Source organism: Shewanella sp. 10N.286.52.A9, from assembly GCF_041468985.1.
In the GTDB taxonomy this organism is placed as follows: Bacteria; Pseudomonadota; Gammaproteobacteria; order Enterobacterales; family Shewanellaceae; genus Shewanella; species Shewanella japonica.
On the sequence record NZ_JBFRJQ010000006.1, the window covers coordinates 136,998 to 161,755 of the forward strand.

The window sequence follows — 24,758 nt, forward strand, 5'->3', positions numbered from 1 at the left end:
GGGGGAAACAGTGGTCTGTGAGGCTTAGGGGGTGTGATCAATCGGTCAGGATTGATTGCTTGCCTGTTGCGGTGTCTTTTTGGGTGTTGTCATCAGTTGATGGCTTCACTTTCCAGTCTCCGCCTAAGGCTTTGTTGACCAAAATGACATTTGACGCAATGTTCAGCTGCGCTGTGACAAGTGCATCTTGCATGGTGTTATCTTGTCTTTGTGCATCCAACACTTGGATGTAATCAATTAAGCCCGCTTTGTATAAACTATTGGCTTTTGCCACAGCTGTTTGGGTTTGCTGGGCTGCAGTCTCTAATTGTTGATAAAAACGTAAACTATTGCCGTAGCTCATTAATGTGGTTTCAACTTCATTAAATGCCGCATTGACTGCCTGTTCGTAACGCAAACTGGCTTGCTTAAAACGAGTTTGTTGCATATCGACCATTGCGCTGCTGCGCCCGCCATCAAACACTGTCCACTTTGCCCCTAATCCAGCAGCCCATCCAACAGAGTTTGAGCTGAATAAATCATCTGCGCTATCAGCAATCACAGCAGGGCTTGCAGTCAGATAAAACTGCGGATATTGATTGGCGATACTGGCACCGAGTTCAGCATTAATGGCCGCCATTTCTCGCTCTGCTAATGCAATATCAGTGCGTCGTTTAAGGATGTCTGATGGCATTCCTGTCGGGATTTGGCCTGTGACTGTTGGCAGTGGGGCGGCGTCAAAACGATTGATGATGTCACTCGGGTGTTGGCCTAATAGCGTTGCAAGGCGATATAAATGCACTTTCTCAGCCGTTTCAAATAGGGTTTGGCTAGCAGAGATTGTAGCGAGTGCTGCACGAGCACTGGCTAAGTCTAGTTCTGAACCAAAGCCGCTATTGACTAAGGTTTGTACCATTTCTAAGGTCTGTTGTTGCTCATGAATATTACGTTGAGCAATGGCTAGACGAGCTTGCGCCCCACGATATTGCAGGTAGTTGTGTACCACATCGGCGGTAATCAGTGTATTAACGCCTTGAGACAAAATTTCTGCTTGTTGAACACGAATATTGGCGGCATCGCTTAATGCATCTAAACGACCAAATAAGTCAATTTCCCAACTGACATTTGCGCCAACCATCAGGGCTTGATGATCTTTGTCAATCATCTGGGCGCCTATAGCAGGGCCCGATAATGAGTCGTTTTCTGATAAGCGGTAATCCACAGCTCCCGCCCCTAAATTAACGGTCGGAATTTTTAGCGATGACACCATTGATTCATAAGACTGCGCTGCGGTTATTCGCTCTGCAGCAATTTGAATACTGATGTTTTGCTGCTGCACTTCTTCAACTAAACGATCGAGTTGTGGATCACTGAAATTCTTCCACCACATATCGGTTTCAATTTGCTGGGTATTGTCTGCATGTAAGTAGACGTGATCTAGCCCGACGGTTTCAGGGGCTTGGTAGTCAGGTGTCATGCTACAACCGCCAAGTAAAAGGGCGATGACTAATGAGATATTACGCATTTTCATGAGTTAACTCCTGTTGTGCTTGGCGTTTAAAAAACAATTTATACAGTGCTGGCATAATGAATAATGACAGTACAGTTGCGACCGCAAGGCCACCAATAATAGTTGCAGCCATTTGATCGAATAATAAGTCAGACAATAGCGGTACCATTCCTAATGCTGTCGTCAGGGCACCCATCGAAATCGCCATGGTTCTATTGAGGGTTGAGTGAATAATGGCGTCGTCTAATTCAGCACCATTTTTACGTTCAAGCTCAATTTGATCCATTAGCACAATGCCGTTTTTAATGATCATTCCAGATAAAGCGATTGCCCCGACTAGCGCCATAAATCCAAATGGTTTGTCGAATAAAATTAAGCTCCAACACACGCCAATAAAGGCCAGAGGTAAGGTGATCAAAATGATGGATGGCTGTTTAAAGGCGTTAAATAACAGCACCAAGATAATGACCATGATTAAGAATGACTTAGGTGTTTGAGTCATTATGTCGTCAATGGCTTCACGCTCTTCAGAGTATTCTCCGCCCCATTCCATTTTGTAACCCGGTGGTAATTCAATCGCTTCAATCTCAGCGGCGATTTCATTACGCACATTACCAATTGTGTCGCCTAATACACCGGCTTGTACGGTAATGGTTGGCACACGATCACGGCGCCAAATCATGCTTTGCTCACCGCGCATTTCAAAACCATCAACCACATGGGAAAGAGGCACACTATGCAAGCCGACAATGGATCGAACAGGGATATCGCCAAGATCGTCTAAGCTGGCATTTGATGACTGCAATACAATTGGCACTAAGGTGTCGTGCTCACGTATTTGGCCTAAAGTAATCCCGTCGCTGGCGCGTTTTATCGCTAAGGCAATATCGGCACGATTAATACCAGCAAGACGGGCTTGCTCTTGATTAATAATCGGGTGAATCACTTTGCTTTCTTGACGCCAATCATCACGTACATAACGAGTATGAGGGTGCTGATCTAAAATCACTTGCGCTTGATCTGACAGCTGTTTTAGCACGAGAGGGTCTTTACCTGAAAAACGTGCTTCGATACTAAATTTATCTGATGTGGCCAGTTTTAAATCCCGAAAACGTGGTTGTGCTTGCGGGAAGGTTTTTGATAACCATACATCGCCATCAGCCACTAATGTTTCAATGTCCTCAAAGCTATGGGTATTAATTAAGATTTGGCCATAACTGCCATCTAATGGTTCTGGCTCTACCGTAACCGAAAAGCGTGGTGCACTGGCGCCGATAGAAGTAGAAATACTTTCTACTTCAGGGCGAGCTAATAGCCATTGCTCAATTTGCGTCATGTCTTGTGAGACATCTTGAATACGGCTGCCGTTAGGTAACCAGTAATCCACAAACACCATGGCTCTGTCTGAGGTCGGAATAAAGTTGACTTTCACCATTGGCGTCGCCAGTAATGTCACGATAAGCGACGGAATAATAATGGCGATAGTGTATTTAGGGTTGGCGACAGTCCATGTAATGGCTGCTTTAAATTTAGTGGCAGCGGCGCTCGGTGCTTTTTCGCTGTCGTGTTCTGGCGCTTTAATGAATGCCCAGCACATCAGCGGGGTAATTGTCATTGCCACAACCCAAGACAGCAATAATGAGCTGGCAAGGATTTGCACCACAGATACGGCAAATTCAGCGGCATCAGTCGTTGAGAAAATGACAGGTGTTGCCCCCATAATGGCAATGACGGTCGCAGCAAGCAGTGGTAATGCAGTTTCGCCAATACATGCTTTAGCGGCTTCAAAACGTGCTTTACCTGCTTTGAGCTTACTGACGAACATATCAGTAATCACAATGGCATTATCAACCAACATACCCAGTGCAAGAATAAATGACCCCACTGATACTCGCTGTAAGTCAACTGAAGTCAGGTTCATATAAATCAGAGTGAACAGGATGGTCATTAATAAGCTTGCACCGACAATGGATGCACTGCGCCACCCCATGAATATCATTAGGATCACCACCACAATGGCGATACTTTCAAGTAAGTTGTTAATAAAACCTGTGATCGACTTATGTACTTCATCAGGCTGAAAAGCAATAGTGCTAATATCCACACCTAATGGCAGTTCAGATTGGTACTGACTGATCACGTCTTTGAGGGTGTCGCCCAGCGACACGACATTAATCCCGTTAACTGGGCTGACCGCTAATGTGATGGCTTGTTCACCATTAAAACGGCTTTCTGTTAGTGAAGGTGTTTGGTAGTCATAGTAAATATCGGCGATATCACCTAAACGAATTAACCCACTTGAAATAGGGCCAACACCCGACTTAATGGTGAGGTTTTTGATATCTTCAATGCTGGTAAAGCTGCCTGTTTGCTCAACACGTACTTGTTCAATACCCATATCGAAATTACCAGCATCGATAGGCAGGTTTTGGCTAACCAGTTGATTGTACACTTGGGCGGCCGACAATCCTGACTCAGCAATACGTTCATCACTGATATCAACATTAACGACACGATCTCTAACGCCGTGCAGTTCAATTTTCTTAATGCCATCGACTTCTTTTAGGCGGCGCTGCAACTCTTTTGAGTAATCTTTAAGTTGCTGCAAACTGGCATCGTTACTGTGAATGGCAAAGAGCATTCCGTACACTTCAGAAAACTCGTCTTGGACGATATTGATTTGGGCTTCGAGCGGCAAACTGAGTTTTACGTCATTGACTTTACGGCGCAGTAAATCCCACTCTTGTGGCAGTTTTTCTGATGATACGGTCGAATGTAGATCGACAAAAATCATCGACATACCTGGACGAGATAATGAGCGCAGTGTGTCTAATGAACTCATTTCTTGTAGCTTGGTTTCTATTTTGTCTGTTACCAAGTTTTCAACTTCCGATGCAGAAGCACCTGGATAGAGCGTCACCACAACAGCCGTTTTAACGGTAAATGATGGGTCTTCAAGTTTACCTAAGTCAAAATAAGAGTAGATACCTGCAATGATGCATAGCACGGTAAAGAAGCACACGAACACTCGCTGCTTGATGGCAAATTCAGCTAAATTCATCATGAACCTCTCACAGAAATGATATTCTCAACGACTTTCCCGTCATGAATAAAGGCGCTTCCTGCCACAATGACTGTGTCATTAATCTTGATATCACCCAGAACACAGATATGGTTGCGACCTTGTTTAATGACGTTCACATCAACACGCTCCGCTTTACTATCAACAATCTTGGTCACTTGAGTGATGTTTTGACGACTGACTAACGCACTTGCTGGTAAACAAATGCTGTTGTTGTCGAGGGTTTGATCTGCAATACGTACATTGACCACTTTGCCTGGATAGAGATGATCTTGCTTTTCGTTAAGTGCAATGGTCGCCGAGAAGGTGCGTTTAATACTATCTGGGATACTGGCTATTTCGATCACTGTGCCGTTAAGCGCCTTGCTGCCATTACTTGCAGCACCATTGGTTTCATTAGTGAATACACTGGCAGCTTGGCCTTGAGAAAACGCAGGTAACATCGTTTCTGGAATATCGATAATGGCTTGTAATTTTTCTGGTTGATGCAAGGTTACAAAGGCAAGCCCAGGTGAAACTTGTTCAAAATTATCGTATGAGCGTTGACCTACAATGCCGCTAAATGGCGCGACAAGTTCGGTGTAGTTAAGGGCATCTTTAGCTTGTTTTAGATTTTGCTCGACAACAGTGACGGCAGCCTTGGCTCTTGCTACCCCTGTTTTAGCACGATCTAAGCTGACATCAGACATGGCATTGTCTGTGGTCGCCATCTGGGTGCGGTCTAACTCATTTTTAGCTTGATAGTAACTTGCGTTCGCTTCAGCTAAACGGCCTTCCAGCTCTGCCACTCTGACTTGGTAGTCATGGGGATCAAGACGGGCAATCACTTGTCCTTTTTCTACGTAATCACCTTGTGCAGCGTTTATTTCAATTAGGGTTCCAGCCACTCTAAATGCAAGACGTGCTTTTTCTTGGGCTTCTAATACACCTGAAAAGCGCAAGTCATGGTTTTGGTTATTTTCACCGATAACAATGACAGAAACTGGTTGAGTTGGTTTATCTGCAACTGTAGCGTCTTGACTGCAGCCACTGACCATCGCAGTAATAAGTGCAAGTTGAGTCAGATTAGTGATTTTTTTCATTTTCATGGAACACCTCATAATTAATGAGGGCAGTTTATTCAGATATTCACTTATTAAGTAGCGGTATATGAGTAGTTTCACTTACTCATAAAATGAGACAATCAAAATATGCTAAGGATTAAATAAATTGATGAGCTATTGAATTTAATAACGGCTGGTATGGTTTATTTGCTTATAATTTCAGGTTTTTATTCTATAGTTTGTTGTTATTCACTTGAGGGTAATATCAATTTATCAAAGCAGTAACATGGATAACATCATATTAATTGTCTCTTTTTTGGGGACTAAGAGTCTGTGTTTTGTCATCTTCTCAATGCAAGCCAGCCTAAGTACAGTGAGTGCATCTGGATTACACAAGATATCTAGAGCCCATTTAATGATTGTATTTGACGAGGTGACTATGATGAAAATTAACACAATATTAGCGGCGACACTTTGCTCTTCTTTGATGGTTGCCAATGCGCAAGCGGCAGATGTGGATTACTTTATTGGTGCAGGTACAGGCTATCAAACAGACACCATTAATGGTGATGTTATTAAAGATACTGATGGATTACCTATTATTCTGCGTGCAGGTGTCGTTATTAACGAACAACATCGTGTTACAGGTACTTTCAGCTACATGGAAGACAAGTTTTCTATTGGTGAGCAAGATTATAAGCACGAGCAATATTCTTGGTTAGTGTCCTATGACTATCTGATCCCTGTCGCCAAAAATACGCAGTTATTCATGGGTGTTACAGCGGGTGGTAATGATAATAAAGTCGCTGGTAAGGCGTCAGCAGATTTCACTTGGGGTGGTCAAGCGGGCGTCACCTACCAATGGAACGAACATTTCTCATCTGACTTGGGTTACCGTTATTTAGAACAAGACTACAGTAAAAATGGCGTTGATATTGATAACAGCCAGCAAGTGTACTTAACCTTAGATTACAAGTTCTAAGTCAACGCGGGTTAATCGCTCCAAAAGGCATAGGGTCGTCGCTTATGCCTTTTTTAATTCTGTTTTGGCATCGTTTTTAGCATCCTTGTAATAGCCCGTTTCGGTTTCAATAAGAGACGTGGCCATATCAACAATGGTGTCGGCAAATAACTTAGCTGCTGCAGTCATATGTTTACGACTTGGATAGACTAAGAATGTGTCGATGGGAGTCGATTCAATTTCAGGTAACACACTGACGAGTTTACCTGATGCAATGGCTTCAGCTGCAATACTATAAGGTAGCATTGAGATCCCCGCACCCGCCAAACAAAAGCTGTATAAAGAATTCAGCTCGTTGGTGATGATATTGTATTTGACCTCAATGGTTTGATCGCCCATTTTAAGTTTGGTGTCGACCATGCCATTGATTGAACGACTGCCAATAAATGAATGATGCTCTAAATCGGTGACATCATGAATGTCAGCGGCTTTATCTATGTAGAGCGGCGATGCAAATAATTTAAGGTTCAAAGTGCCCAGTTTTTTAGCAATAAACCCACTGTCATCAAGCGTCCCAGTATCCAATACAAAATCTAGCCCGAGTCGCGCCAACTCTTTATAACCCCCATTCACCATAAAAATATCTAACTGAACATTAGGGTATTTAGTGACGAACTCTGCGATGTATTTATCTAGCAATCTGTCAGTGAATGGAATAAGGCCAATTCTCACTCGTCCTTGGACTTCAGCTTGATCGTTGCGCATCACATGAGCTGCATTTCGAAGCTGATTAACCAAAGGCTCTACTTGTTCAAGAAATTGCTCACCGTTGGGGGTTAACGACATTGCACGAGTGGTGCGGATAAAGAGTGGCGCACCGAGGTGTTTTTCTAAGTCGGCAATACGACGACTGACTAATGCCCGTCGGGTATCAAGTGATTCAGCTGCTTTGGAAAAACTGCCTAATTTGGCTACGGCAATAAATAACTCTAAATCATTGATGTGCATAGTGTGGTCTTATATGAGTGACACGCACAATCAGTGTAATAAGTGGGTGATTTACTTGTCAATGCAGAGGCTATTTTTCGCTGGTTAGCTCACACCTGAACTGGGTTAAGCTAAATAGTGTTCGAAGAGACAATGAGGGATTCTCAGTTGTGTTTATGGTTTTTTATGGCTGATAATAGGGCACTTACTTCAGTGATAAACGAGAAAACAGCATGACAATAGAACGCATAGAAACCAGCAAACGTATGAGCCGCATTGTAAAACATAACGGTACTATCTACTTATGTGGTCAAGTTTGCCAAGATGCCACTAAAGATATCACAGAGCAAACCCAAACCATGCTGGATAAAGTCGAGGCGTTATTATTGCAAGCAGGCAGTGATAAAAAACACATATTATCAGCCACCATCTACGTTAAAGATATGTCTTACTTCGCTGAAATGAATGCCGTTTGGGATGCATGGGTGATTGAAGGCTATGCTCCTGCTCGCGCCTGTGTTGCGGCTAAAATGGCACGTGAGGCACTATTGGTTGAAATTTCTGTCGTGGCTGCTGAAATTCAAGCTTAAACAGTTTTATGTCAATAGGGCAATGGATCGAGTTAGACCTCAGATCCATTGTTATATTGCTATTTGCAGAACACTTGAACAGCTTTTTTAAAACTATTACTTTTCTTTGTATAAATTAAAACAAAAAACATCAAAGGGAAAAGTAGAAGGAAAATAAGACCATCAAAATCAACGTCATTAGACTTGCCATAATTGCCAGCTATTGCGAATAAAACAAATAAAATTAGCATAGTAGAAAAATAATAAGGGAAAGAACCTATTTTTAATGAAGCTAAAATTTTCTTACGGTAAATAAAACCTAGTGTGGAGTATATAAGCCAAAAAACTAAAGCTTTAGGGTCTAAATTTAGCACATAGGTTACACCAAGCAATGGGCTGCAAGTAAAAAAAGTGATCAGACTTTCTGCGAATCTAGTTGATTTCATAATGCAATATAACGCCCTAATAATGAGCAAAAAATTGTTGGCTAAAATATTGAGGAACGAAAACAGCCAACTGTTTTTTGACTCTATTCATTAGCTTGTTAGCTTTCATCTTCTGAAACACTAAACTCAATAACACGTACTGTTGTTCCTTCGACGACGACAACAAACCTATACTTACCAAGAGAGTATCGTTTTTCATCTTCCCATAAAAAAGCTTCATAGTCGGGATTAGTTGGTGGCTTTATTACCCAGTAACCACCCTTGGTGAACTCTTCAAAGCTCAGAGTAGTGCTATTGTATTTTTCTATGTAAAAGGCTAATTCGTAATCTAGTCTTGCGAGGTTTTCGACTCTCACGCCAAATTTTAAAGTTGGAACTCCTTCTTTTACGAAAACCTCTAATTTGTTTGGCCTGATTTCATAAAACTCACCAGCTTCTACAATATTGCCAAAATCAACTTTAAATCTATTTTCAACTTCAAGGGCTGGCTTTGACGTACACGCCGATAGCAACACAGCGAAGACAGCCAATATTAATTTATTCATACTACTTACCTTTGAAAGCTAACAGCTTATTATACGGCTCGCCTGATAAAGTCGGCCGTTTAAGTTATTGATTTATAACATCCTACTTTCTCTATGTCTTTGATGTAAAGCAATAAAATTCTTTTGGCGTCCTAAAACAAACCGAGCTTGCGCGTTAAAGTCGCTTAAAAAATAAGTGATGAAATTTATTTCCAACATTATCAGGCAATTATAGATTTTTAGTTAAGCATGAATTACGACTTTAGACTTATTTGATGAGTTGTTTGATTTAAATTAAGCCAAATCCCATTATACCTGTATATAAAAACAGTTCATTAGATTGTGCAATCTAGGGTGTAAGGATGGCAACTTTAAAAGAGCAATTTCATTTAAATGTTTATGGAAAACGAAGATAAGCATTGTTAAATAGAGCTTTGGCTATAACTAACTTTGGGGCATAAACGTGTTATAACCACTAACTTTTCACTTCATTTATACTGGGTTGGTTAAAGAAGATCACTACTTCAATCTAATCCATTGCCTGCCGCTGGGATGTACAGGACGAACGAAATGTCGCGATCACATGGATGTGAAAGAGCGACCTTATGTGCAGATACAACTGCGAGACGCTGCATTCTTTATTTAAGGCAGGGTCCCTGTAAGCTCTGCCAAAACATCCATGTTTTGGAAGCTCGCTGCTGCATCTACACTGGGATTATTACTTCTTCGATTTAGCTTCATTTGTGTATCAAGTAGGCTTGAGAACATCAAGAGAATCGCGTGAGTCCTGACATGGCCTTTCTCGCACATCCATGTGCTTTAAGGCATTTAGTGCATCCTGCACTTAAGATTCTGGCTAGTTTTCGAGGGAAAGGGACGCCTCCATCGGAAGCGTTAGTGATTTTTGAAGATGATCGAAGCGGAATACAAACGAAGTCCAAAGCTGGATAATCCCCCGTTGGAAATCTTTCGCTTCCCAGAAAATTTCGCCGGGGCTGCTGGGGAGATGCAAGAGGGGGGAGCAGTTTCACCCTTCTTGCTCTGGTGTGGGCGAAGCGCCACGACGTTAATCCAAACGGGGTTTGGAAATCTTGTGTGAAATCCATATGTCTAAAACTGATATTAACTAAGTACCAAGATGTAGAGTTTTCAAAACAGTAAACAAGGAGTGGGGCAGAAATACGTTAGAACCACAAACGAAGTTTAAAGCTGGATGATTCTCCGTTGGAAATTTTGCTATTTAAATTTCGCCGGAGCTGCAGGGACTATGGTTTATAAAGAATCAATAGGGGTGAGCAGTTTCACCCTTCTTGCTCTGGTGTGGGCGAAGCGCCACGACGTTAATCCAAACGGAGTCTGGAAATAGAGAGCACACCACGACGTTAATCCAAACTTTAAAATAAACGCACAATTACCTATTTATCTCCTTCTTAATTTGACGATCAATGAACCTCAAGTGAGGTATTCATCGTTTGTTATCCGTGCTTATACGATTAAGCCTCTTTGCACCCTAGGATCAGATGCCATTGAACTGATATACTGCCCGCCTGATTTTTGGGAGGACCAATGGACGTATCATCTTTATTAGACGGCTTAAATGAAATGCAGCGTGAAGCAGTGGGCGCACCGCTTTCTAGCATGCTTGTTTTGGCTGGAGCAGGCAGTGGTAAAACACGGGTATTAACCCACCGTATTGCTTGGTTGATGCAGGTTGAACAACAAAGTCCATACTCCATTTTAGCGGTAACCTTTACCAATAAAGCGGCGGCAGAAATGCGTGAGCGTGTTGAAAAGGTCGTCGGCACGAATATGGGACGCATGTGGATTGGTACCTTCCATGGATTAGCGCATCGTTTACTGCGTACCCATTATCAAGATGCTAATTTGCCGCAAAGTTTCCAGATCATCGATTCTGATGACCAATTACGTTTACTTAAACGTATTCTTAAAAGCCTCAATTTAGATGAAAAGCAATATCCGCCACGTCAATGCCAAGGTTATATCAATGGTAAAAAAGACCAAGGATTACGTCCAAAGCATATTGATGCCGGCGGCTTTCCTATTGAGCAAAATCTACTTAATATCTACAAAATTTATCAAGAGTCATGCGATCGCGCAGGGTTAGTCGACTTTGCTGAAATCCTATTACGTGCTCATGAATTGTGGCTCAATAAACCTCATGTGTTGGCGCACTATCAAGAACGCTTTAAACATATTTTGGTAGACGAATTTCAAGATACCAACGCCATTCAATATGCGTGGATCAGAGTATTAGCGGGTAACTCTGCCAATGTGATGATTGTTGGTGATGACGACCAGTCCATTTATGGCTGGCGTGGCGCTCAAGTTGAAAACTTGCATCGCTTTTTAAATGACTTCCCTGGTTCAAATACCGTTAGGCTTGAGCAAAATTATCGCTCAACAGCTAACATTTTGAATGCTTCGAATGAATTAATTGCTAATAACCCTGAGCGTTTAGGTAAAAAACTGTGGACCGAAGATAAGGCGGGTGAGCCTATTTCAGTCTATTGCGCCTTTAACGAAATGGATGAAGCCCGTTTTATTGTCGGTAAAATGGCTGAATGGCATGCCAAAGGTGGCAACTTAGCGGATTGTGCAATTTTATATCGCTCTAATGCGCAGTCTCGTGTGCTTGAAGAAGCGTTACTGCATAAAGGCTTAGCGTACCGTATATACGGTGGCTTACGCTTCTTCGAACGCCAAGAAATTAAAGATGCTATGGGTTATATGCGTCTTATCAATAATAAAGATGACGATGCCGCTTTTGAAAGGGTTGTGAACACGCCAACTCGTGGTATTGGTAACCGTACCTTAGAGATTATTCGCTCTACAGCGCGTCAGCAAGAAATGACCATGTGGCAAGCCAGTGTTCGCTTGATAGAAGAAAAAGTATTAACAGGGCGAGCGGCGAACGCCGTTAATGGCTTTATGGATTTAGTGATTGGTATGCGCACAGACACCTTAGATATGAGTCTGTATAGCATGACGGATACCGTGACTCAGCGATCTGGACTGCGTGCAATGTACGAAGCCGAAAAAGGCGAAAAAGCCCAATCTCGTGTTGAGAACTTAAACGAGCTAGTTACCGCAGCTCGCAGCTTTGAAATGCCTGAAGAACTGGAAGATATGGGCGAGCTAAATGCCTTTTTATCTCATGCTGCATTGGAGGCAGGCGAAGGCCAAGCTGACAAGTTTACTGATGCTGTGCAGTTAATGACATTGCACTCAGCTAAAGGGCTAGAGTTTCCTGTGGTGTTTATGGCAGGGGTTGAAGAAGGTATTTTCCCAAGCAAAATGGCACTGGATGAAGGTGACCGTTTAGATGAAGAACGCCGCTTATGTTATGTGGGCATGACCCGAGCGATGCAAAAACTGTATATCAGCTACGCTGAGTCTCGTCGTATTTATGGTCGTGAAGATTATGCCAGTCCTTCACGCTTTATTGGTGAAATTCCATCTGAATACGTTGAAGAAATACGCATGAAAGCCTCAGTCTCTGCGCCAGCAATGAGCAGTCGCTTTAACGTACCACGTCAATCCATTGCCAATGACAGTGGCTTTAAAGTCGGCCAAAAAGTGAAGCATTTTAAGTTTGGTCAAGGCATTGTCACTGACTTTGAAGGCACAGCTGATAAAGCCCGAGTTCAAGTGAACTTTACCGACTTTGGCAGTAAGTGGTTGTTAGTATCACTAGCAAAGCTAGAGTCTTGCTAGATGGTACATGTCGTTCCAAAACCGTTTTTTCGTTGTTGAAGGGCTGTTTAGTTTTTCTGAACCCAATGATCTGATATGGGATAGATAGGATAATTGGTATTGGAACGAGATTTTGAACAAATGGTGACCATTGTCGCTATATCCACGATAAACAAGTGTTTTAACACGCCCTTAGCATGTTAGATTATTCATTTGGCAAACACACATAAATAACGCCAACCCAGAATGGCGAATAAGAAGTGAATATACTTCAAAAAGTGGGAGTGAGTTAGCCATGGCAGTATCCTCATGGACGCTTAAAGAAAAGATTTCAGTTTATAAACGGTTAACACGTTTAGACAGGCCAATTGGGACATTATTACTCATGTGGCCATGTTTGATGGCGCTGGTGTTAGCTGCTGGTGGCATGCCTGATGTAAAGGTACTGGTTATCTTTGTATTTGGTGTATTTATCATGCGTGCCTGTGGGTGTGTCATTAATGACTTTGCCGACAGAAAATTAGACGCCCATGTCGAGCGTACTAAAAACAGGCCACTCGCTTCAGGTGAAGTCAGTAGCAAAGAAGCGTTGATGTTATTTATCGTCATGGCGCTGATTGCGTTTAGCTTGGTGTTATTTTTAAATCCACTCGTGGTTAAGCTTTCGGTGGTGGGGATTATTCTCACCATTATGTACCCGTTTATGAAACGGGTGACCAATATGCCGCAAATGTTTTTGGGGATAGTGTGGAGCTGGTCAATCCCGATGGCCTATGCCGCCCAGCTTGGTTATGTGCCTGTTGAGGCATGGTGGTTATTTGCGGCTAATTGGTGCTGGACTGTGGCTTACGACACTATGTATGCCATGGTTGATAGGGATGATGATTTAAAAGTTGGCATTAAGTCTACTGCCATTTTATTTGGCAGTTACGATCGCCAATGGATAGCGTTGTTTCAACTTGCCGCACTGACGTGTTTTATATGTGCTGGTTGGTCAGCTGAGCGAGGACTGTTTTACGGCGTTGGTATTAGCAGCTTTATTGTATTCAGTGCTTATCAGCAATGGCTGATTTATAGCCGCGAACGGGCGCTGTGTTTTAAGGCATTTTTAAATAACAATTGGGCTGGTTTTGCGTTATTCATTGCACTTGCCGCTGATTATATTTTACCATACTAATATTGCTGCAAAATTAAGCTAAAACAACTGATTAACTCTGTTATGTTTTAGCTTATTGCAGTGAAACAACATTATTAATTACACATCACTAAAAACAACATCAACAAGGATAGCTGATGCATATTGTTTATTTGCTGGCCGTAGCGGTAATGGGATTATTAACCCTATCTGCGCCAGTCAGGGCTGAGCAGGCCTTTACCATTCCTAATACCTCATCCATTATTTTAGAAGATTCCGATAGAAGCTATAAAATATGGATTAAATTACCTAACAGTTATCAAGAACAAGATCCGATTCAGTATTACCCTGTAGTCTATATGACTGATGCCATGTATAGCTTTCAGGTGGTATCTGGGGTCACACGATTACCGATGAACATGCGGGAAATGGATCAAGCCATATTAGTCGGCATTGATTGGCAAGAAGGCATGAGCCCAGCAGCGAGTCGGATAAGGGACTACACACCAAGTTCAGATAAAAGCTGGAAGCGTAAAACCGGTGAAGCCCAGAGACACCTGAATTTTATCGCTAACAAGCTCATGCCTCATATCAACAAACACTATCGCACTAACCCTAGTCAAAATACCTTAATTGGTCATTCCTTAGGTGGCTTATTTGGCGCCTATGCTTTGCTAAAGCAGCCACAGTTATTTAACCATTATCTATTGAGTAGTCCGTCATTATGGTTTGATGACAAGCAGCTGATGAAGCAATTTCGTTCAGCTGACTTTATGCTAAAAGACGTTAATGCCAAGGTTTATATCGCAATTGGTGAATATGAAACGGCTGCGCTAACTGAGTATGGTCATGACATGGTGGCAGATGCGAAAGCGTTTCAGGCGATTTTGTCCCAAAAGAACAGATTATCAGCTGCACAAACGCTCAATGTTCGATTACAGGTGATAGAAGCGGCAACCCATAATATGGCGTTTCCAGCAGCGGCAATTCAAGGGCTAAGCTGGTTTTTATCTGCTGAAAAATAATCTGCTCAGTGGATTCGTTTACGAAGTGATGTGATGAGTGAATTGAGAGTCATATCGTGATGGATAACAAACTTAGCCAATAAGGATATTGCTATGAGACCTGTCGTAAAATACCGACTGATTTTTTTAGCTATTGCGATAGTGCTATTTACTCTTGGTGTAAAGCTTACGCCCGAAACACTGACAAACAGTAGTAACGAGCTAACATTAACTCTGATTGCTATTGGTTACTTTATCATTATTCCATTGACATATTGGTACTGCATTATTAAAAAAGGCGGCCAAAAGTGGTGGAAGCTGATTATTATTTTAAGCACTAGCAGTCTGGTCGCAAGGCTCAGCTTTCCGGCAGATATTGCCGACTATTTTGAGTTTGTTGCTTGGTTAAAATACCCCATTGTTGGGGGGGTATTGATCATTGAAGCTTACCTCGTGTTTACGATTATTCGTGGCTTATTAAAGGTTAGAAAGGTAAAAGGCGACCCGAGAGTCAGTGCGGTAGAATTGTATGCAAATAAGGATGAGAAGGCGCTGTCTATTGCCTTTATCGTGGCGGGTGAACCCACAAACTGGTATTACGCTATTCCATGGTTTTCTCGTCATCATCCCACAGCCCTCAGCCACATTAAGTTAATGAGTGCCAAGCCTTGGCATTTGTTATTCATGCTTATTGGCTGTTTAACTAGTTGTATTGCCAGCTATATGATGTTGGTTCACTGGAGTGAATTAGCCGCGTTTATCGTGTCTTCAATCATCAGTTTAACCTTGGTGATGTTGGTGGCGAATTATCGTATCGCGCGCCATTACTCAATGTATTTAATCCGCGATAGACTAGTGATTAATAATGCCATTTGGGGCTTTATGGCGATTGATGTTAATGAGATTGAAGCGGTAGAGGTGAATCAAATAGCCAAGAAGGTTGTTGATGATGAGCTGGCCATTGGGCGAGGCGAGCAGACTAATCTCACCATACGTTTTAACACGCCACAATGGTATTTTGGCGGGTTAGGGCAATTAGTTGAAAAGCTCACCGTATTGCACATTCAAGTTGCTGAGCCAGAAAAGGTGTTCGAGACATTGGTGAATGTTGAACATAATCAAGCGGCGTAATCTTTCGAATTGTTACCAAGCGCATAGGTGAAGATTGTGCATAAAAAAATGCGCCAACGTAGGCGCATTATTGTTATTCATTTGAGCTGATTAGTCGGCATTGATAATGCACTTAATTTGGCCTACTTGGATTAGTTACTCACTAATTTGGCTAAGTCAGCAGGTCGATAATAAACCGATTTTAATACCTTACCTTGGCGAACGACTTTACCCGCCATTTCTACATCTTTTGCACATTTAGCAATGATAAACTCGCCTTTGGTGCTGCCAACAATTTCAACGCCTTGCTTGGCATAATGGGCTACTGTTTCAGCTAATTCTTGCTCATTACGGCACACTTTACTCATGTTGCTTGAGTGGACTTCATCCCAACATTCAATAAAGTTAATTTCGCGATTGTTAGCCACACATAACAGTAAATCAACTAAGTAACTAATTTCTATGCGGTCAGTGATTTTGCTAGCGCCTAAATGCACTAAACGCCCCATAAGCACATAAACCGAGTCAACGATGGCGTCAGCTTGTTCAACACGGCAGTCAGCTTCAGCAAGCTCTGTTAACTCTTCAATGATGAGTGAGGTATGTAGGGTATCCGCTTTATCATCTAGGCTAGTCGCATCTTCGATGGGTAAATCAAAGGTGCTGCGAAATTCTCTGATATCACGGTATAAATGGTCAAAAATGGATTGGTCTAAAACAGATAACTTCATGAGTCAGTAAGCCTAGTTAATAAAATAGGCGATTATGGTAATGAATTGCACTTCGTACTACAAGAAAAACGGCGACACAGGGTCACCGTTAAGATAATAAAAATAACCGCCCATAAAACAGGGATCGGGCGGAGGTTAATAGAACCTTTTGTGATGATGAAACTAAAACTGATTTGTTATCTATTGGCATATTTGGCAATTAAGCCATCTAAGTAAGGTTGAATACCTTCGTCAGTCCAATCGATATAGCCTCGAACAAACCCAACAAGATTCCCTTTGCCGTCAAGAAAGAAACTTGCAGGGAGTAAATCTGCAGGCATGATGTAATCAATGTCTTTGTCGGGATCGATCCAAGTGGCATATTCTCCAAAACCGTGTTTTTCAAAAAACGGTTGGATATTGGCTGGGTCTTCGTCAATCGAAATAGGGACTAAAGCAAAGTCATTATCTTTATTGCGCGCTTTAATCGCCTGCATGGCTGGGATTTCCTTGATACAAGGCGCACACCATGTTGCCCATAGGTTTACCATGACCAATTTACCTTGATGCTGTTTCAAATTGACCGTTTTTAATTGTTGGTCTTTGAAATCAATATCTTTAATTTTTCTGGCATTGTGCAGTTCGACAAATCGGGACATCACCATAGGTTTAGCGATAGGTTCACCGGTTTCATAGACTTTGGCTTCATTAGGACTAGCGACAGCATTAAGGTGCAGACTGCCAGTCAGTAATAGCATGGTAAATGGAAGTAATTTATTCATAATAATTCTCATAAGATTGTGGCGCTGAGTCGGCTTGTTGTTTTTTGATCCAAGCAATGCCACCAAAAGCGGCAAGTAAGACTAATCCAAGTGGAATGACCCATAATGCCAACGTGCCTGAGTGGAAACTTGGGGTGTAGCGGATCCGTTCGCCAAAGCGAGCGACCATAAAATCAATGATTTGTTGTTTAGATTGGCCTTCATCGAGTTTTTGAAAAATATGCCCTTTAAGTTCATTAGCAATTTGAGTTTGTGAATCAAACAAGCTGCGATTGTCGGAAATTGGACAACGTAATTCTTGCGCAATTTCAAATCCCAATGCACGTTTTTCACTGGCGCTATACTCGTTTGGCATCGTGATATCTTCAGCACTTGCTGGTTTTACACTGATGGCAATCAATACGCTGATAATCAGACTAATCAAGATGTGAGATAAATGACTCAATGAGCCTAATCGAGACGAATTAACTGTTGGAAATATCATGATGTCGGCTCCTGTAATGCCTGTGATTGAGACAAGGTTTGAAGCTGCTTTAGAGGTCGAACTGTTTGTGATTGATGGCGGTATAAGGGACTTTTACAACCAAAGACCACCACTAGTCCTGCAATCATCATCATTAATGCACCAAGCCATAAGCCATTTATCAGTGGTTTATAGCTGATACGGATCAGGTATTCGGTGTCATTTAGCGGTGTACCCATTGAAACATATAAGTCTTTTAACGGACTCGAATGCACACCTGCTGCTGACATTTGCATACCGTTGGTTTTAAAGGTGCGACGTTGCGGATAGACATACGCAATAGGGTTTTCATTGCTATCCATTACGAGGATATTGGCTTGCAGTGCATCATAGCTTTGCGTTGTCACATGCTGAGTTTGCTCAAAGACAAATGTATAACCGGCGAGTTCTCTACCTTGGTTAGGCCCCATACTGAGCACTTCTTCTTGCTCAAGATTTGAAACGACGGTACCTGCAAGTATGGCCATCGCAACGCCAAGGTGTGCAAGGCACATGGCATAAAATCGGCGGCTATGATGTTTATCTGCACCTTGTTGGTGCTGAATAATGGCAACCATGATTGTCAGCACTAACCAAGTAACAGAGGCTAATCCGAGGAAAAACCATACATTGGCCTGCTCGAGTGCGACGTTGAATATCGCTGCAGTGATTGTTGAGATGAGCAATAATATTGCAGGTACAGTGAGGTATGAGCGTTTATCGACTTGCCAACGTAGCAGGGGAGCAAGCCCCATTAATAGGCTTAGTATCACCACAATTGGCACAAAAATACTGTTGAAGTAAGGAGCACCTACTGAAATCGTTACGCCAGTGAGCACGCGATAAATTATAGGGTAGTAGCTCCCTAATAAGACAGACAATGCGGCGACAACAAGTAATAGGTTACCCATTAGCAGAAGGCTATTACGGGATATCAGAGCAAATTTATCACGGGTCTGAATGTATTGCGCTCGGGTGGCAAATAAACCTAAAGCACTACCAGCAAATACAATTAGCAGGAATAAAATCGACATTCCTCTAGTCGGATCGGCGGCAAAGGCATGGACTGATTGCACTACGCCAGAACGGACAATAAAGGTACCTAATAAACTGAGCGAAAACGCTAAAATAGCTAAGAATAAGGTCAACTTTTTACATTGTCCGAGTCGTTCACTCATGGTCACTGAGTGAACCAGAGCCGTAGCCACAAGCCATGGAATAAATGAGGCATTTTCAACCGGATCCCAAAACCACCAACCACCCCAACCAAGCTCGTTATAAGCCCACCATGAGCCAAATGCATTCCCGCCAGTTAAAAATACCCAGGCCATTAATGCCCAAGGTCTTAGATAACGTGCATGTTGCTGAGTAAATTCCTTGCCAATTAGCGCGGCGACTGATGCTGCAAAGCATACTGTTAAACCGACATAGCCAAGAAATAATAACGGAGGATGAATAATCAGCCCGATATTTTGCAAGATAGGGTTTAAATCTCGCCCTTCAATAGGAAAATTCGGCAGTAATCTAACAAAAGGATTAGAAGTGAAAATGATAAATAAGCTAAAACCAAAAATCACTAATGCTAGTACCGATACGGTACGAATAAAAAACGCATGATGATTATTAGCATGAGTATTGGCAATAATCGCAGTCCACAGGGCGATGGCCGATACCCAAAACAACATTGATCCTTCATGACTCCCCCAAATCGCAGCTATTTTATAAAATGTGGCAAGTTGCGTATTGGAATGATCGGCGACATAAGCAACAGAGAAATCATTAGTAATAAAGCTGATGCCTAAACAAATAATGGCACCAATAAATGCACTAATCATCATATTACTGAGTAGACGGTAATAGCTAATTAAATAAGCATTATTATTAGATAAACCAAGCATAGGTATAATAGCTAATAATAATGATAGCACAGTCGCTATTATTAATAGTAAATGTCCAATTTCAGGAATCATATTATTACCTATTATATATGTGTGTTTTAATAACTTCTAAATAAATGAAATGGAATTTATATATTCAATGATATTAAAAGTTAATCCGTATTAATGTTATTTGTTAGTCTAGTTTTATAATTATTATGTTGTGTCTAAATAACCTTGAGTAGAGGTTAACTATCTTAGTATTAACTTTCTGTGAGATGGATCTTACTATTTTCCCAGTGAATAGTTTTTATTTTATAAAAGTAATATTTATTATTTTTCACAGATAAAAAAATCGCCTTTTTATATAAAAAATAAAATAAAATAATCTATAAGCATTTGATTTTGCTGTTTATTTTTGCTTTTATTTTTTGTTATCTGTAAGGCGTTTTTTGGTGTGATCTAGCTCAATTTTTGATGGCTTATTAGCTTTAAAATAACTCTTGCTCAAATTAATTATATCGTTCGCTGAACTGCCAGGTTCGACGACAAAATATAAAATAATGATGATTAGGAGTGGGACAATGAAACAGGCTAAATACAAGATGACAGCACTAAGCGTGCTAGTTTGTCTTGGCATTGTTGGCAATGCAACTGCAGCTGGTAAATATGATAGTGTGCCAGCCATGGGTAAAACAGCTCAAAAAGTACTTGCAGCCCCAAATGGTGATGAAGAAGCAAAAGGCGTTAAAACGCTGCAAGATTATATTGTTCAAGAAAAAGAACTTTTTGATTACTTATTTCAAAACCATCCATTATTTAAATACCATGAAGAAGGTAACTTAGTGGGTGATTACCACATTAGTGACCGTGGTGAAGAATATTTAGATACTGGTAATAGCCCGAAATACAGCAAACGTGTTGGTCGTCCAAGTGCGGTGCAATATCGCCTGGGGGCAAAATCTATTTTAGATTATCCGAACAAGTTTGTTGGACCTGAAAAATGTGGTGAGTGTCATGCTGTGCAATATGAAGCATGGAGTCGTTCTCGTCACTCTAAAACAATTCGTTTCCCTGGAGAGCATCCAGAAGTCGATAACGATTTGAACAAAACCATGTACAACACTAAAGATACTTCTATCTTACCTGACGGTATTACCCCTGATGCCATTTATGCAACCGTTGGTACTCCTCGTACAAAATACGGTTTCATTGATGCGTGGATGGTGCGTGGTACTTATCATATCCGTGATGGTTTACTAAAAGATGGCACCGGTAAAATGATTGCTGGTGGTAACCAATTCTCACGTGGTTGGGCGGAGTGGCTTACCCCTGAAATGGCGGCAAAAATTAATGCTGCCATTCCAGAGTTCCCTGCAACAAACGAAGGTAAAGCATTTGGATTAAGTGGTTCTCACCAAGTGGGCATGAGCTCGTACGGTGCGAAATACGAAAAAGAAATGTTGTTCCAACCAGCGAGTTCTTACTGTGAAGTTTGTCATAGCTTCAAGTTCGACTTCCAAAGCAAAGATGAGTACTTAGCGGCATTAGGCGACCCTGAAAAACTTCGTGAGCATACGATTTCTAAAGGTATTGCTTGTGAAGAGTGTCACGGCGCTGGTGGTCACTTAGACGGCGGTAATGGCGGTGGTATGCCATCTAACTGTGAACGTTGTCACCAACGTTTCAACTATGTTGATGAGTTAGCTGATACTGAACAAGGTCAAGAGAAACTTGAGTATGCCTTCGGTGTGAAAATGAAGTCTGCATGTCCATCATGTGGTACTGAAGGATCGCAAATGTTTGCTTCTATGCATTATGAAAAAGGCATGCGTTGTGCCACGTGTCATGATCCGCATGAAGTGACAAGCAACGATTGGAAGTCTGGTTATACCAAACCGAAAATGAAGAAAGAGTGTTCAGACTGTCACGCTGCGCAAGCAGAAATTGCTGACAATACGAAAACTCATAGCGAGCAAAGCTGTACAAGTTGTCACATGCCTAACATGGGCAGCTGTGAAAACTTCACCGCAATGCAGTTCCCTGATCAAGCTGGTTTCGATGCCGTACGTAAGTCTCACATGTGGAAAATCGAAATTGACCCAACTCAGAAAACGCTAAATCCACCAGAAGGCAAGTCTCGTGAAGCGACGACTAAAGGTTGGACTGTTGCGAAGAACGCAGATGGTAATAACTACTTAGACTTAATGTGGTCTTGTGCTCGTACTGCGACCTCTGATGATAACGTTGTAAATGGCAAAGGTTGTCATAGTCAGTTCCAATCTGAACTTGACCCAAGCCTACACTACGAAGATCAACAAGAGATCTACGGCGAAGTCATGAAGTTCCAAACACCAATTAAAGAAACCTACGCTCAAGTTGTTGGTGCACTTGAAGCTATCGACCAATTACTAGAAGTGACTAAGTTATCTGTTGAAGATAAATCACAAGTACTTCTGTTGGCTGATAAAGCTCAAGATGCAGTGACCTTACTTGAAAAAGACGGTTCTTGGGGTGTTCATGGTGCGCGTTATACCCAAAAACGTATCGACGCAGCATTAACTTACGTGACCCAAGCTCAAGCCATTATTAATGGTAAAAAAATGTAAAACCCAGATGGCAACGAGCAATCGCTCGTTGCCATTTTTAATAGCTCGGCATCAGCCGATGCCGAGATATTTAGAGAGAAAGACCATGAAAAAATTACTTAGCAACCTCCTGATTTCTGTCTCGTTGTTTATTGCCGTGCAAGCACAAGTCTTTGCAGGAGCTGGGGGAGATTTAATCCCTGTAAAAATGAGCAATATTCAGCTTAATCCGATTTCAATGCGTGAAGCTGAGTCATTAGTGGGCAATGAAGATGTTTATTTTTTTGATGTAAACACATTGGAATTATGGGCTGAAGGATTTATTCCAGGCGCTGTGTATTTCAATGTGAAGAACTGGAAAGAGTTACTTCCAAAAAATAAGGATGCCGTGATGGTTTTCTACTGTGCAAATACCTTATGCACTTCGAGTGCGATGGCTGCTCGCGAAACAGTAAAGCTCGGGTACACAGGAGTTAGACATATGGCCGAAGGAATTTACGGCTGGCGCTTGTCTGGCAGAATCATAGAAAAACCATAACGATTTTATTACCGATTAACAGCCTGAGGCTTGTTGTCCGCAGGTTAACTTTTTAAAGAGAGAACATCGAATGAAGCTATTAACTAAAAGCACTTTAGCAGTTGCAACTTGTATGTCTTTGGTTTTTTCAGCAGGAAGTTTTGCTACTGAAAACGTTGAAAATGATATTGAAAAACATTCCTACAGTATGGGTGCTTCGATTGGTAATTACCTATCCAGTCAAATTTATAACCAAACAGAGTTGGGTGCTCAAGTTGATGTGCAAAAAGTCATTGATGGTGTGATTGATGCGCTAAAAAATGAGCAAAAAATGTCGGATGAAGAAGTACTCACTTACCTAAATGAGCGCAGTGAATTACTGAACTTATTAAGCTCGCAAAAAATGAAACAAATTGCCCTTGAAAGCAAGCAAGCCAGTGAAGCTTACTTAGCTGAAAACAAAAACAAAGATGGCGTCACCATTACCGAATCTGGTCTGCAATACGAAGTGATCAAAATGGGTGAAGGCGTAAAACCTAAAGCGGAAGATGTTGTCACTGTGAAGTACAAAGGCACGATGGTTGACGGCACAGTATTTGATGAAACCACAGACCCTGTTCGTTTTGCATTATTAACCGCTATTCCAGGCTGGGAAGAAGGCTTACGTCTTATGCCAGAAGGGTCAACATTCCGCTTTGTTATTCCATCAGAGTTGGCTTATGGCAAGGATGGCGCTGGCGATATTCCAGGTGATACCGCATTAATTTTTGAAGTCGAGTTAGTGAAGTCTGAAAAGCCAAGTGAAAACGCTAAAGGCATGGGCCTAAGTGGTATGGGTATGAACGGCGCAATGGGCTCACACGGCTCTCACTAAGCGACAACACTTAATCGTTTTTTTAAAGAAAGAAGAGACACTTATGAATATTCTGGCCTTAGGTATCGCAGTATGTCTGAGTATATTTATCGGACTCTTCTGGATTCATCACTGTGCATATAACCGTAATTTGAGCAGCACAGTGGTGAAAGCAACCAATACAAATGCCGAAATGGGCAGCACCATATCTGTAGAACCTGATGACTTCGCAGATGTCGGTGCTTACCAATACCCTTTGTGGATGTCGGCAATTGTATTGATCTTTTCGTTATCTATATATGCCAGTGGAGGACATTTCCAAGGTTGGGATAAAGGGCGAGTGGATGACTCGGTAGATTATTTGATCGCAGCCAAAATCACAAAAGGGCGAGAACAAGTACAGCAGCAACCGACTAATGAAATGGCATTAATGGCGTTAGCGCAATCTTATGCAGAAGGTGGCATGTATGCCGACTCTGTCGATACGTTAAGTCAGCTTATTGAGCTAGTCGGCGAAGATGCCGGGTTATTAGGCATGCAAGCCACATCAATGTATTACCGCGATGGTCGTCAGTTTTTACCTGAGGCACGCAAGGTTATTGATACTGCGTTGAATTTACAACGTGACGAGCTTAATACCCGAATGATATTGGCAACTGATGCTTACCTTAATGGCCAGTATGCAGTCGCCATTGAACATTGGCGCATCCTACAAACCAACCAAACCCAATCTTTTAATAGACAGTCTATTAATAACGCAATAATGAAAGCCGAATTTAAATTGGATGAAGTGAGTCGCTAATTTCGTCATTTGAATTTGCAGCGAACCAATAAAAACCAGTCAGCTAAGGCTGAACTAGGGAGG

Annotated in this window: 20 protein-coding genes; 10 read left to right on the forward strand and 10 right to left on the reverse strand. The window is 41.8% G+C overall.

Features of this window, described 5'->3' with window-relative positions:
* Window positions 1-37: 37 nt before the first annotated feature.
* The 3 genes from AB4128_RS05700 to AB4128_RS05710 are packed head-to-tail and all read right to left on the reverse strand — an operon-like array spanning window position 38 to window position 5,659.
* Entirely contained in the window at window positions 38-1,510 is a 1,473-nt protein-coding gene (locus AB4128_RS05700) for an efflux transporter outer membrane subunit (protein WP_372037225.1), read from the reverse strand.
* On the reverse strand, window positions 1,497-4,553 hold the full coding sequence (locus tag AB4128_RS05705; RefSeq protein WP_372037226.1) for an efflux RND transporter permease subunit: 3,057 nt from the start codon (window positions 4,551-4,553) through the stop codon (window positions 1,497-1,499). The genes AB4128_RS05700 and AB4128_RS05705 overlap by 14 nt, the downstream gene beginning before the upstream one ends.
* Window positions 4,550-5,659 carry an efflux RND transporter periplasmic adaptor subunit gene (locus tag AB4128_RS05710; RefSeq protein WP_162928418.1) on the reverse strand — a complete coding sequence of 370 codons (1,110 nt, stop codon included), beginning with the start codon at window positions 5,657-5,659 and terminating at the stop codon, window positions 4,550-4,552. Before AB4128_RS05710 ends, AB4128_RS05705 begins: the two co-directional genes overlap by 4 nt.
* A 241-nt stretch (window positions 5,660-5,900) precedes the next feature.
* Here AB4128_RS05710 and AB4128_RS05715 point away from each other — a divergent pair, with 241 nt between their 5' ends.
* Window positions 5,901-6,596: an outer membrane beta-barrel protein gene (locus AB4128_RS05715; RefSeq protein ID WP_372037227.1), complete on the forward strand. Its 696-nt coding sequence runs from the start codon at window positions 5,901-5,903 to the stop codon at window positions 6,594-6,596.
* A 42-nt stretch (window positions 6,597-6,638) separates the two neighbouring features.
* Here AB4128_RS05715 and AB4128_RS05720 read toward each other — a convergent pair whose 3' ends face one another.
* Complete coding sequence (locus AB4128_RS05720) at window positions 6,639-7,583, reverse strand: LysR family transcriptional regulator (protein ID WP_055023511.1); 945 nt, start codon at window positions 7,581-7,583, stop codon at window positions 6,639-6,641.
* A 212-nt stretch (window positions 7,584-7,795) separates the two neighbouring features.
* On the opposite strand from AB4128_RS05720, the gene AB4128_RS05725 reads away from it, so the two are divergent.
* Window positions 7,796-8,152 (forward strand): RidA family protein, encoded by a 357-nt coding sequence (locus tag AB4128_RS05725; protein WP_080916895.1) that lies wholly within the window; start codon window positions 7,796-7,798, stop codon window positions 8,150-8,152.
* 59 nt (window positions 8,153-8,211) lie between these two features.
* On the opposite strand, the gene AB4128_RS05730 is transcribed toward AB4128_RS05725, so the two are convergent.
* Both AB4128_RS05730 and AB4128_RS05735 read right to left on the reverse strand, forming a co-directional pair.
* On the reverse strand, window positions 8,212-8,577 hold the full coding sequence (locus AB4128_RS05730; protein WP_372037228.1) for a hypothetical protein: 366 nt from the start codon (window positions 8,575-8,577) through the stop codon (window positions 8,212-8,214).
* Between the two features lie 98 nt (window positions 8,578-8,675).
* Entirely contained in the window at window positions 8,676-9,122 is a 447-nt protein-coding gene (locus AB4128_RS05735) for a hypothetical protein (RefSeq protein WP_372037229.1), read from the reverse strand.
* 1,545 nt (window positions 9,123-10,667) lie between these two features.
* Here AB4128_RS05735 and uvrD point away from each other — a divergent pair.
* The 4 genes from uvrD (at window position 10,668) to AB4128_RS05755 (ending at window position 16,085) form a co-directional block, all read left to right on the forward strand.
* Window positions 10,668-12,836, forward strand: a complete 2,169-nt coding sequence (uvrD, locus tag AB4128_RS05740; RefSeq protein WP_372037230.1) for a DNA helicase II — start codon at window positions 10,668-10,670, stop codon at window positions 12,834-12,836.
* Between the two features lie 274 nt (window positions 12,837-13,110).
* Window positions 13,111-13,992: a 4-hydroxybenzoate octaprenyltransferase gene (ubiA, locus tag AB4128_RS05745; protein WP_055023506.1), complete on the forward strand. Its 882-nt coding sequence runs from the start codon at window positions 13,111-13,113 to the stop codon at window positions 13,990-13,992.
* A gap of 116 nt (window positions 13,993-14,108) precedes the next feature.
* On the forward strand, window positions 14,109-14,975 hold the full coding sequence (locus AB4128_RS05750; RefSeq protein ID WP_372037231.1) for an alpha/beta hydrolase: 867 nt from the start codon (window positions 14,109-14,111) through the stop codon (window positions 14,973-14,975).
* A 93-nt stretch (window positions 14,976-15,068) separates the two neighbouring features.
* A complete protein-coding gene (locus AB4128_RS05755; RefSeq protein WP_372037232.1) occupies window positions 15,069-16,085 on the forward strand; it encodes a hypothetical protein in 1,017 nt (338 codons plus the stop codon).
* 131 nt (window positions 16,086-16,216) lie between these two features.
* On the opposite strand, the gene AB4128_RS05760 is transcribed toward AB4128_RS05755, so the two are convergent.
* The 4 genes from AB4128_RS05760 to AB4128_RS05775 all read right to left on the reverse strand — a co-directional run bounded on the left by AB4128_RS05760 (window position 16,217) and on the right by AB4128_RS05775 (window position 20,028).
* Window positions 16,217-16,795, reverse strand: a complete 579-nt coding sequence (locus AB4128_RS05760) for a nucleoside triphosphate pyrophosphohydrolase family protein (RefSeq protein ID WP_065109368.1) — start codon at window positions 16,793-16,795, stop codon at window positions 16,217-16,219.
* A gap of 176 nt (window positions 16,796-16,971) precedes the next feature.
* Entirely contained in the window at window positions 16,972-17,556 is a 585-nt protein-coding gene (locus tag AB4128_RS05765) for a TlpA disulfide reductase family protein (RefSeq protein WP_055023502.1), read from the reverse strand.
* Window positions 17,549-18,040: a cytochrome c-type biogenesis protein CcmH gene (locus AB4128_RS05770; protein WP_372037233.1), complete on the reverse strand. Its 492-nt coding sequence runs from the start codon at window positions 18,038-18,040 to the stop codon at window positions 17,549-17,551. Before AB4128_RS05770 ends, AB4128_RS05765 begins: the two co-directional genes overlap by 8 nt.
* A complete protein-coding gene (locus tag AB4128_RS05775; RefSeq protein WP_372037234.1) occupies window positions 18,037-20,028 on the reverse strand; it encodes a heme lyase CcmF/NrfE family subunit in 1,992 nt (663 codons plus the stop codon). Before AB4128_RS05775 ends, AB4128_RS05770 begins: the two co-directional genes overlap by 4 nt.
* A 491-nt stretch (window positions 20,029-20,519) precedes the next feature.
* Here AB4128_RS05775 and AB4128_RS05780 point away from each other — a divergent pair, with 491 nt between their 5' ends.
* The 4 genes from AB4128_RS05780 (at window position 20,520) to AB4128_RS05795 (ending at window position 24,695) form a co-directional block, all read left to right on the forward strand.
* Window positions 20,520-22,544, forward strand: coding sequence for a cytochrome c (locus AB4128_RS05780; protein ID WP_055023499.1), 2,025 nt, complete (start codon window positions 20,520-20,522; stop codon window positions 22,542-22,544).
* Between the two features lie 85 nt (window positions 22,545-22,629).
* Complete coding sequence (locus AB4128_RS05785; RefSeq protein ID WP_372037235.1) at window positions 22,630-23,061, forward strand: rhodanese-like domain-containing protein; 432 nt, start codon at window positions 22,630-22,632, stop codon at window positions 23,059-23,061.
* A 70-nt stretch (window positions 23,062-23,131) separates the two neighbouring features.
* Window positions 23,132-23,914: an FKBP-type peptidyl-prolyl cis-trans isomerase gene (locus AB4128_RS05790; RefSeq protein ID WP_055023497.1), complete on the forward strand. Its 783-nt coding sequence runs from the start codon at window positions 23,132-23,134 to the stop codon at window positions 23,912-23,914.
* A gap of 43 nt (window positions 23,915-23,957) precedes the next feature.
* Entirely contained in the window at window positions 23,958-24,695 is a 738-nt protein-coding gene (locus AB4128_RS05795) for a hypothetical protein (RefSeq protein WP_055023496.1), read from the forward strand.
* The last annotated feature ends 63 nt before the right edge of the window (window positions 24,696-24,758 follow it).

Excerpts from the sequence above, each read along its gene's own strand:
- AB4128_RS05710 (WP_162928418.1), bottom strand. The coding sequence starts at position 5,659 with ATGAAAATGAAAAAAATCACTAATCTGACTCAACTTGCACTTATTACT.
- AB4128_RS05795 (WP_055023496.1), top strand. The coding sequence starts at position 23,958 with ATGAATATTCTGGCCTTAGGTATCGCAGTATGTCTGAGTATATTTATC.
- AB4128_RS05715 (WP_372037227.1), top strand. The coding sequence starts at position 5,901 with ATGGATAACATCATATTAATTGTCTCTTTTTTGGGGACTAAGAGTCTG.
- AB4128_RS05735 (WP_372037229.1), bottom strand. The coding sequence starts at position 9,122 with ATGAATAAATTAATATTGGCTGTCTTCGCTGTGTTGCTATCGGCGTGT.
- AB4128_RS05780 (WP_055023499.1), top strand. The coding sequence starts at position 20,520 with ATGAAACAGGCTAAATACAAGATGACAGCACTAAGCGTGCTAGTTTGT.
- AB4128_RS05700 (WP_372037225.1), bottom strand. The coding sequence starts at position 1,510 with ATGAAAATGCGTAATATCTCATTAGTCATCGCCCTTTTACTTGGCGGT.
- AB4128_RS05720 (WP_055023511.1), bottom strand. The coding sequence starts at position 7,583 with ATGCACATCAATGATTTAGAGTTATTTATTGCCGTAGCCAAATTAGGC.
- AB4128_RS05755 (WP_372037232.1), top strand. The coding sequence starts at position 15,069 with ATGAGACCTGTCGTAAAATACCGACTGATTTTTTTAGCTATTGCGATA.
- AB4128_RS05785 (WP_372037235.1), top strand. The coding sequence starts at position 22,630 with ATGAAAAAATTACTTAGCAACCTCCTGATTTCTGTCTCGTTGTTTATT.
- AB4128_RS05760 (WP_065109368.1), bottom strand. The coding sequence starts at position 16,795 with ATGAAGTTATCTGTTTTAGACCAATCCATTTTTGACCATTTATACCGT.
- AB4128_RS05765 (WP_055023502.1), bottom strand. The coding sequence starts at position 17,556 with ATGAATAAATTACTTCCATTTACCATGCTATTACTGACTGGCAGTCTG.
- ubiA (WP_055023506.1), top strand. The coding sequence starts at position 13,111 with ATGGCAGTATCCTCATGGACGCTTAAAGAAAAGATTTCAGTTTATAAA.
- AB4128_RS05730 (WP_372037228.1), bottom strand. The coding sequence starts at position 8,577 with ATGAAATCAACTAGATTCGCAGAAAGTCTGATCACTTTTTTTACTTGC.
- uvrD (WP_372037230.1), top strand. The coding sequence starts at position 10,668 with ATGGACGTATCATCTTTATTAGACGGCTTAAATGAAATGCAGCGTGAA.
- AB4128_RS05725 (WP_080916895.1), top strand. The coding sequence starts at position 7,796 with ATGACAATAGAACGCATAGAAACCAGCAAACGTATGAGCCGCATTGTA.
- AB4128_RS05790 (WP_055023497.1), top strand. The coding sequence starts at position 23,132 with ATGAAGCTATTAACTAAAAGCACTTTAGCAGTTGCAACTTGTATGTCT.
- AB4128_RS05750 (WP_372037231.1), top strand. The coding sequence starts at position 14,109 with ATGCATATTGTTTATTTGCTGGCCGTAGCGGTAATGGGATTATTAACC.
- AB4128_RS05775 (WP_372037234.1), bottom strand. The coding sequence starts at position 20,028 with ATGATTCCTGAAATTGGACATTTACTATTAATAATAGCGACTGTGCTA.
- AB4128_RS05705 (WP_372037226.1), bottom strand. The coding sequence starts at position 4,553 with ATGATGAATTTAGCTGAATTTGCCATCAAGCAGCGAGTGTTCGTGTGC.
- AB4128_RS05770 (WP_372037233.1), bottom strand. The coding sequence starts at position 18,040 with ATGATATTTCCAACAGTTAATTCGTCTCGATTAGGCTCATTGAGTCAT.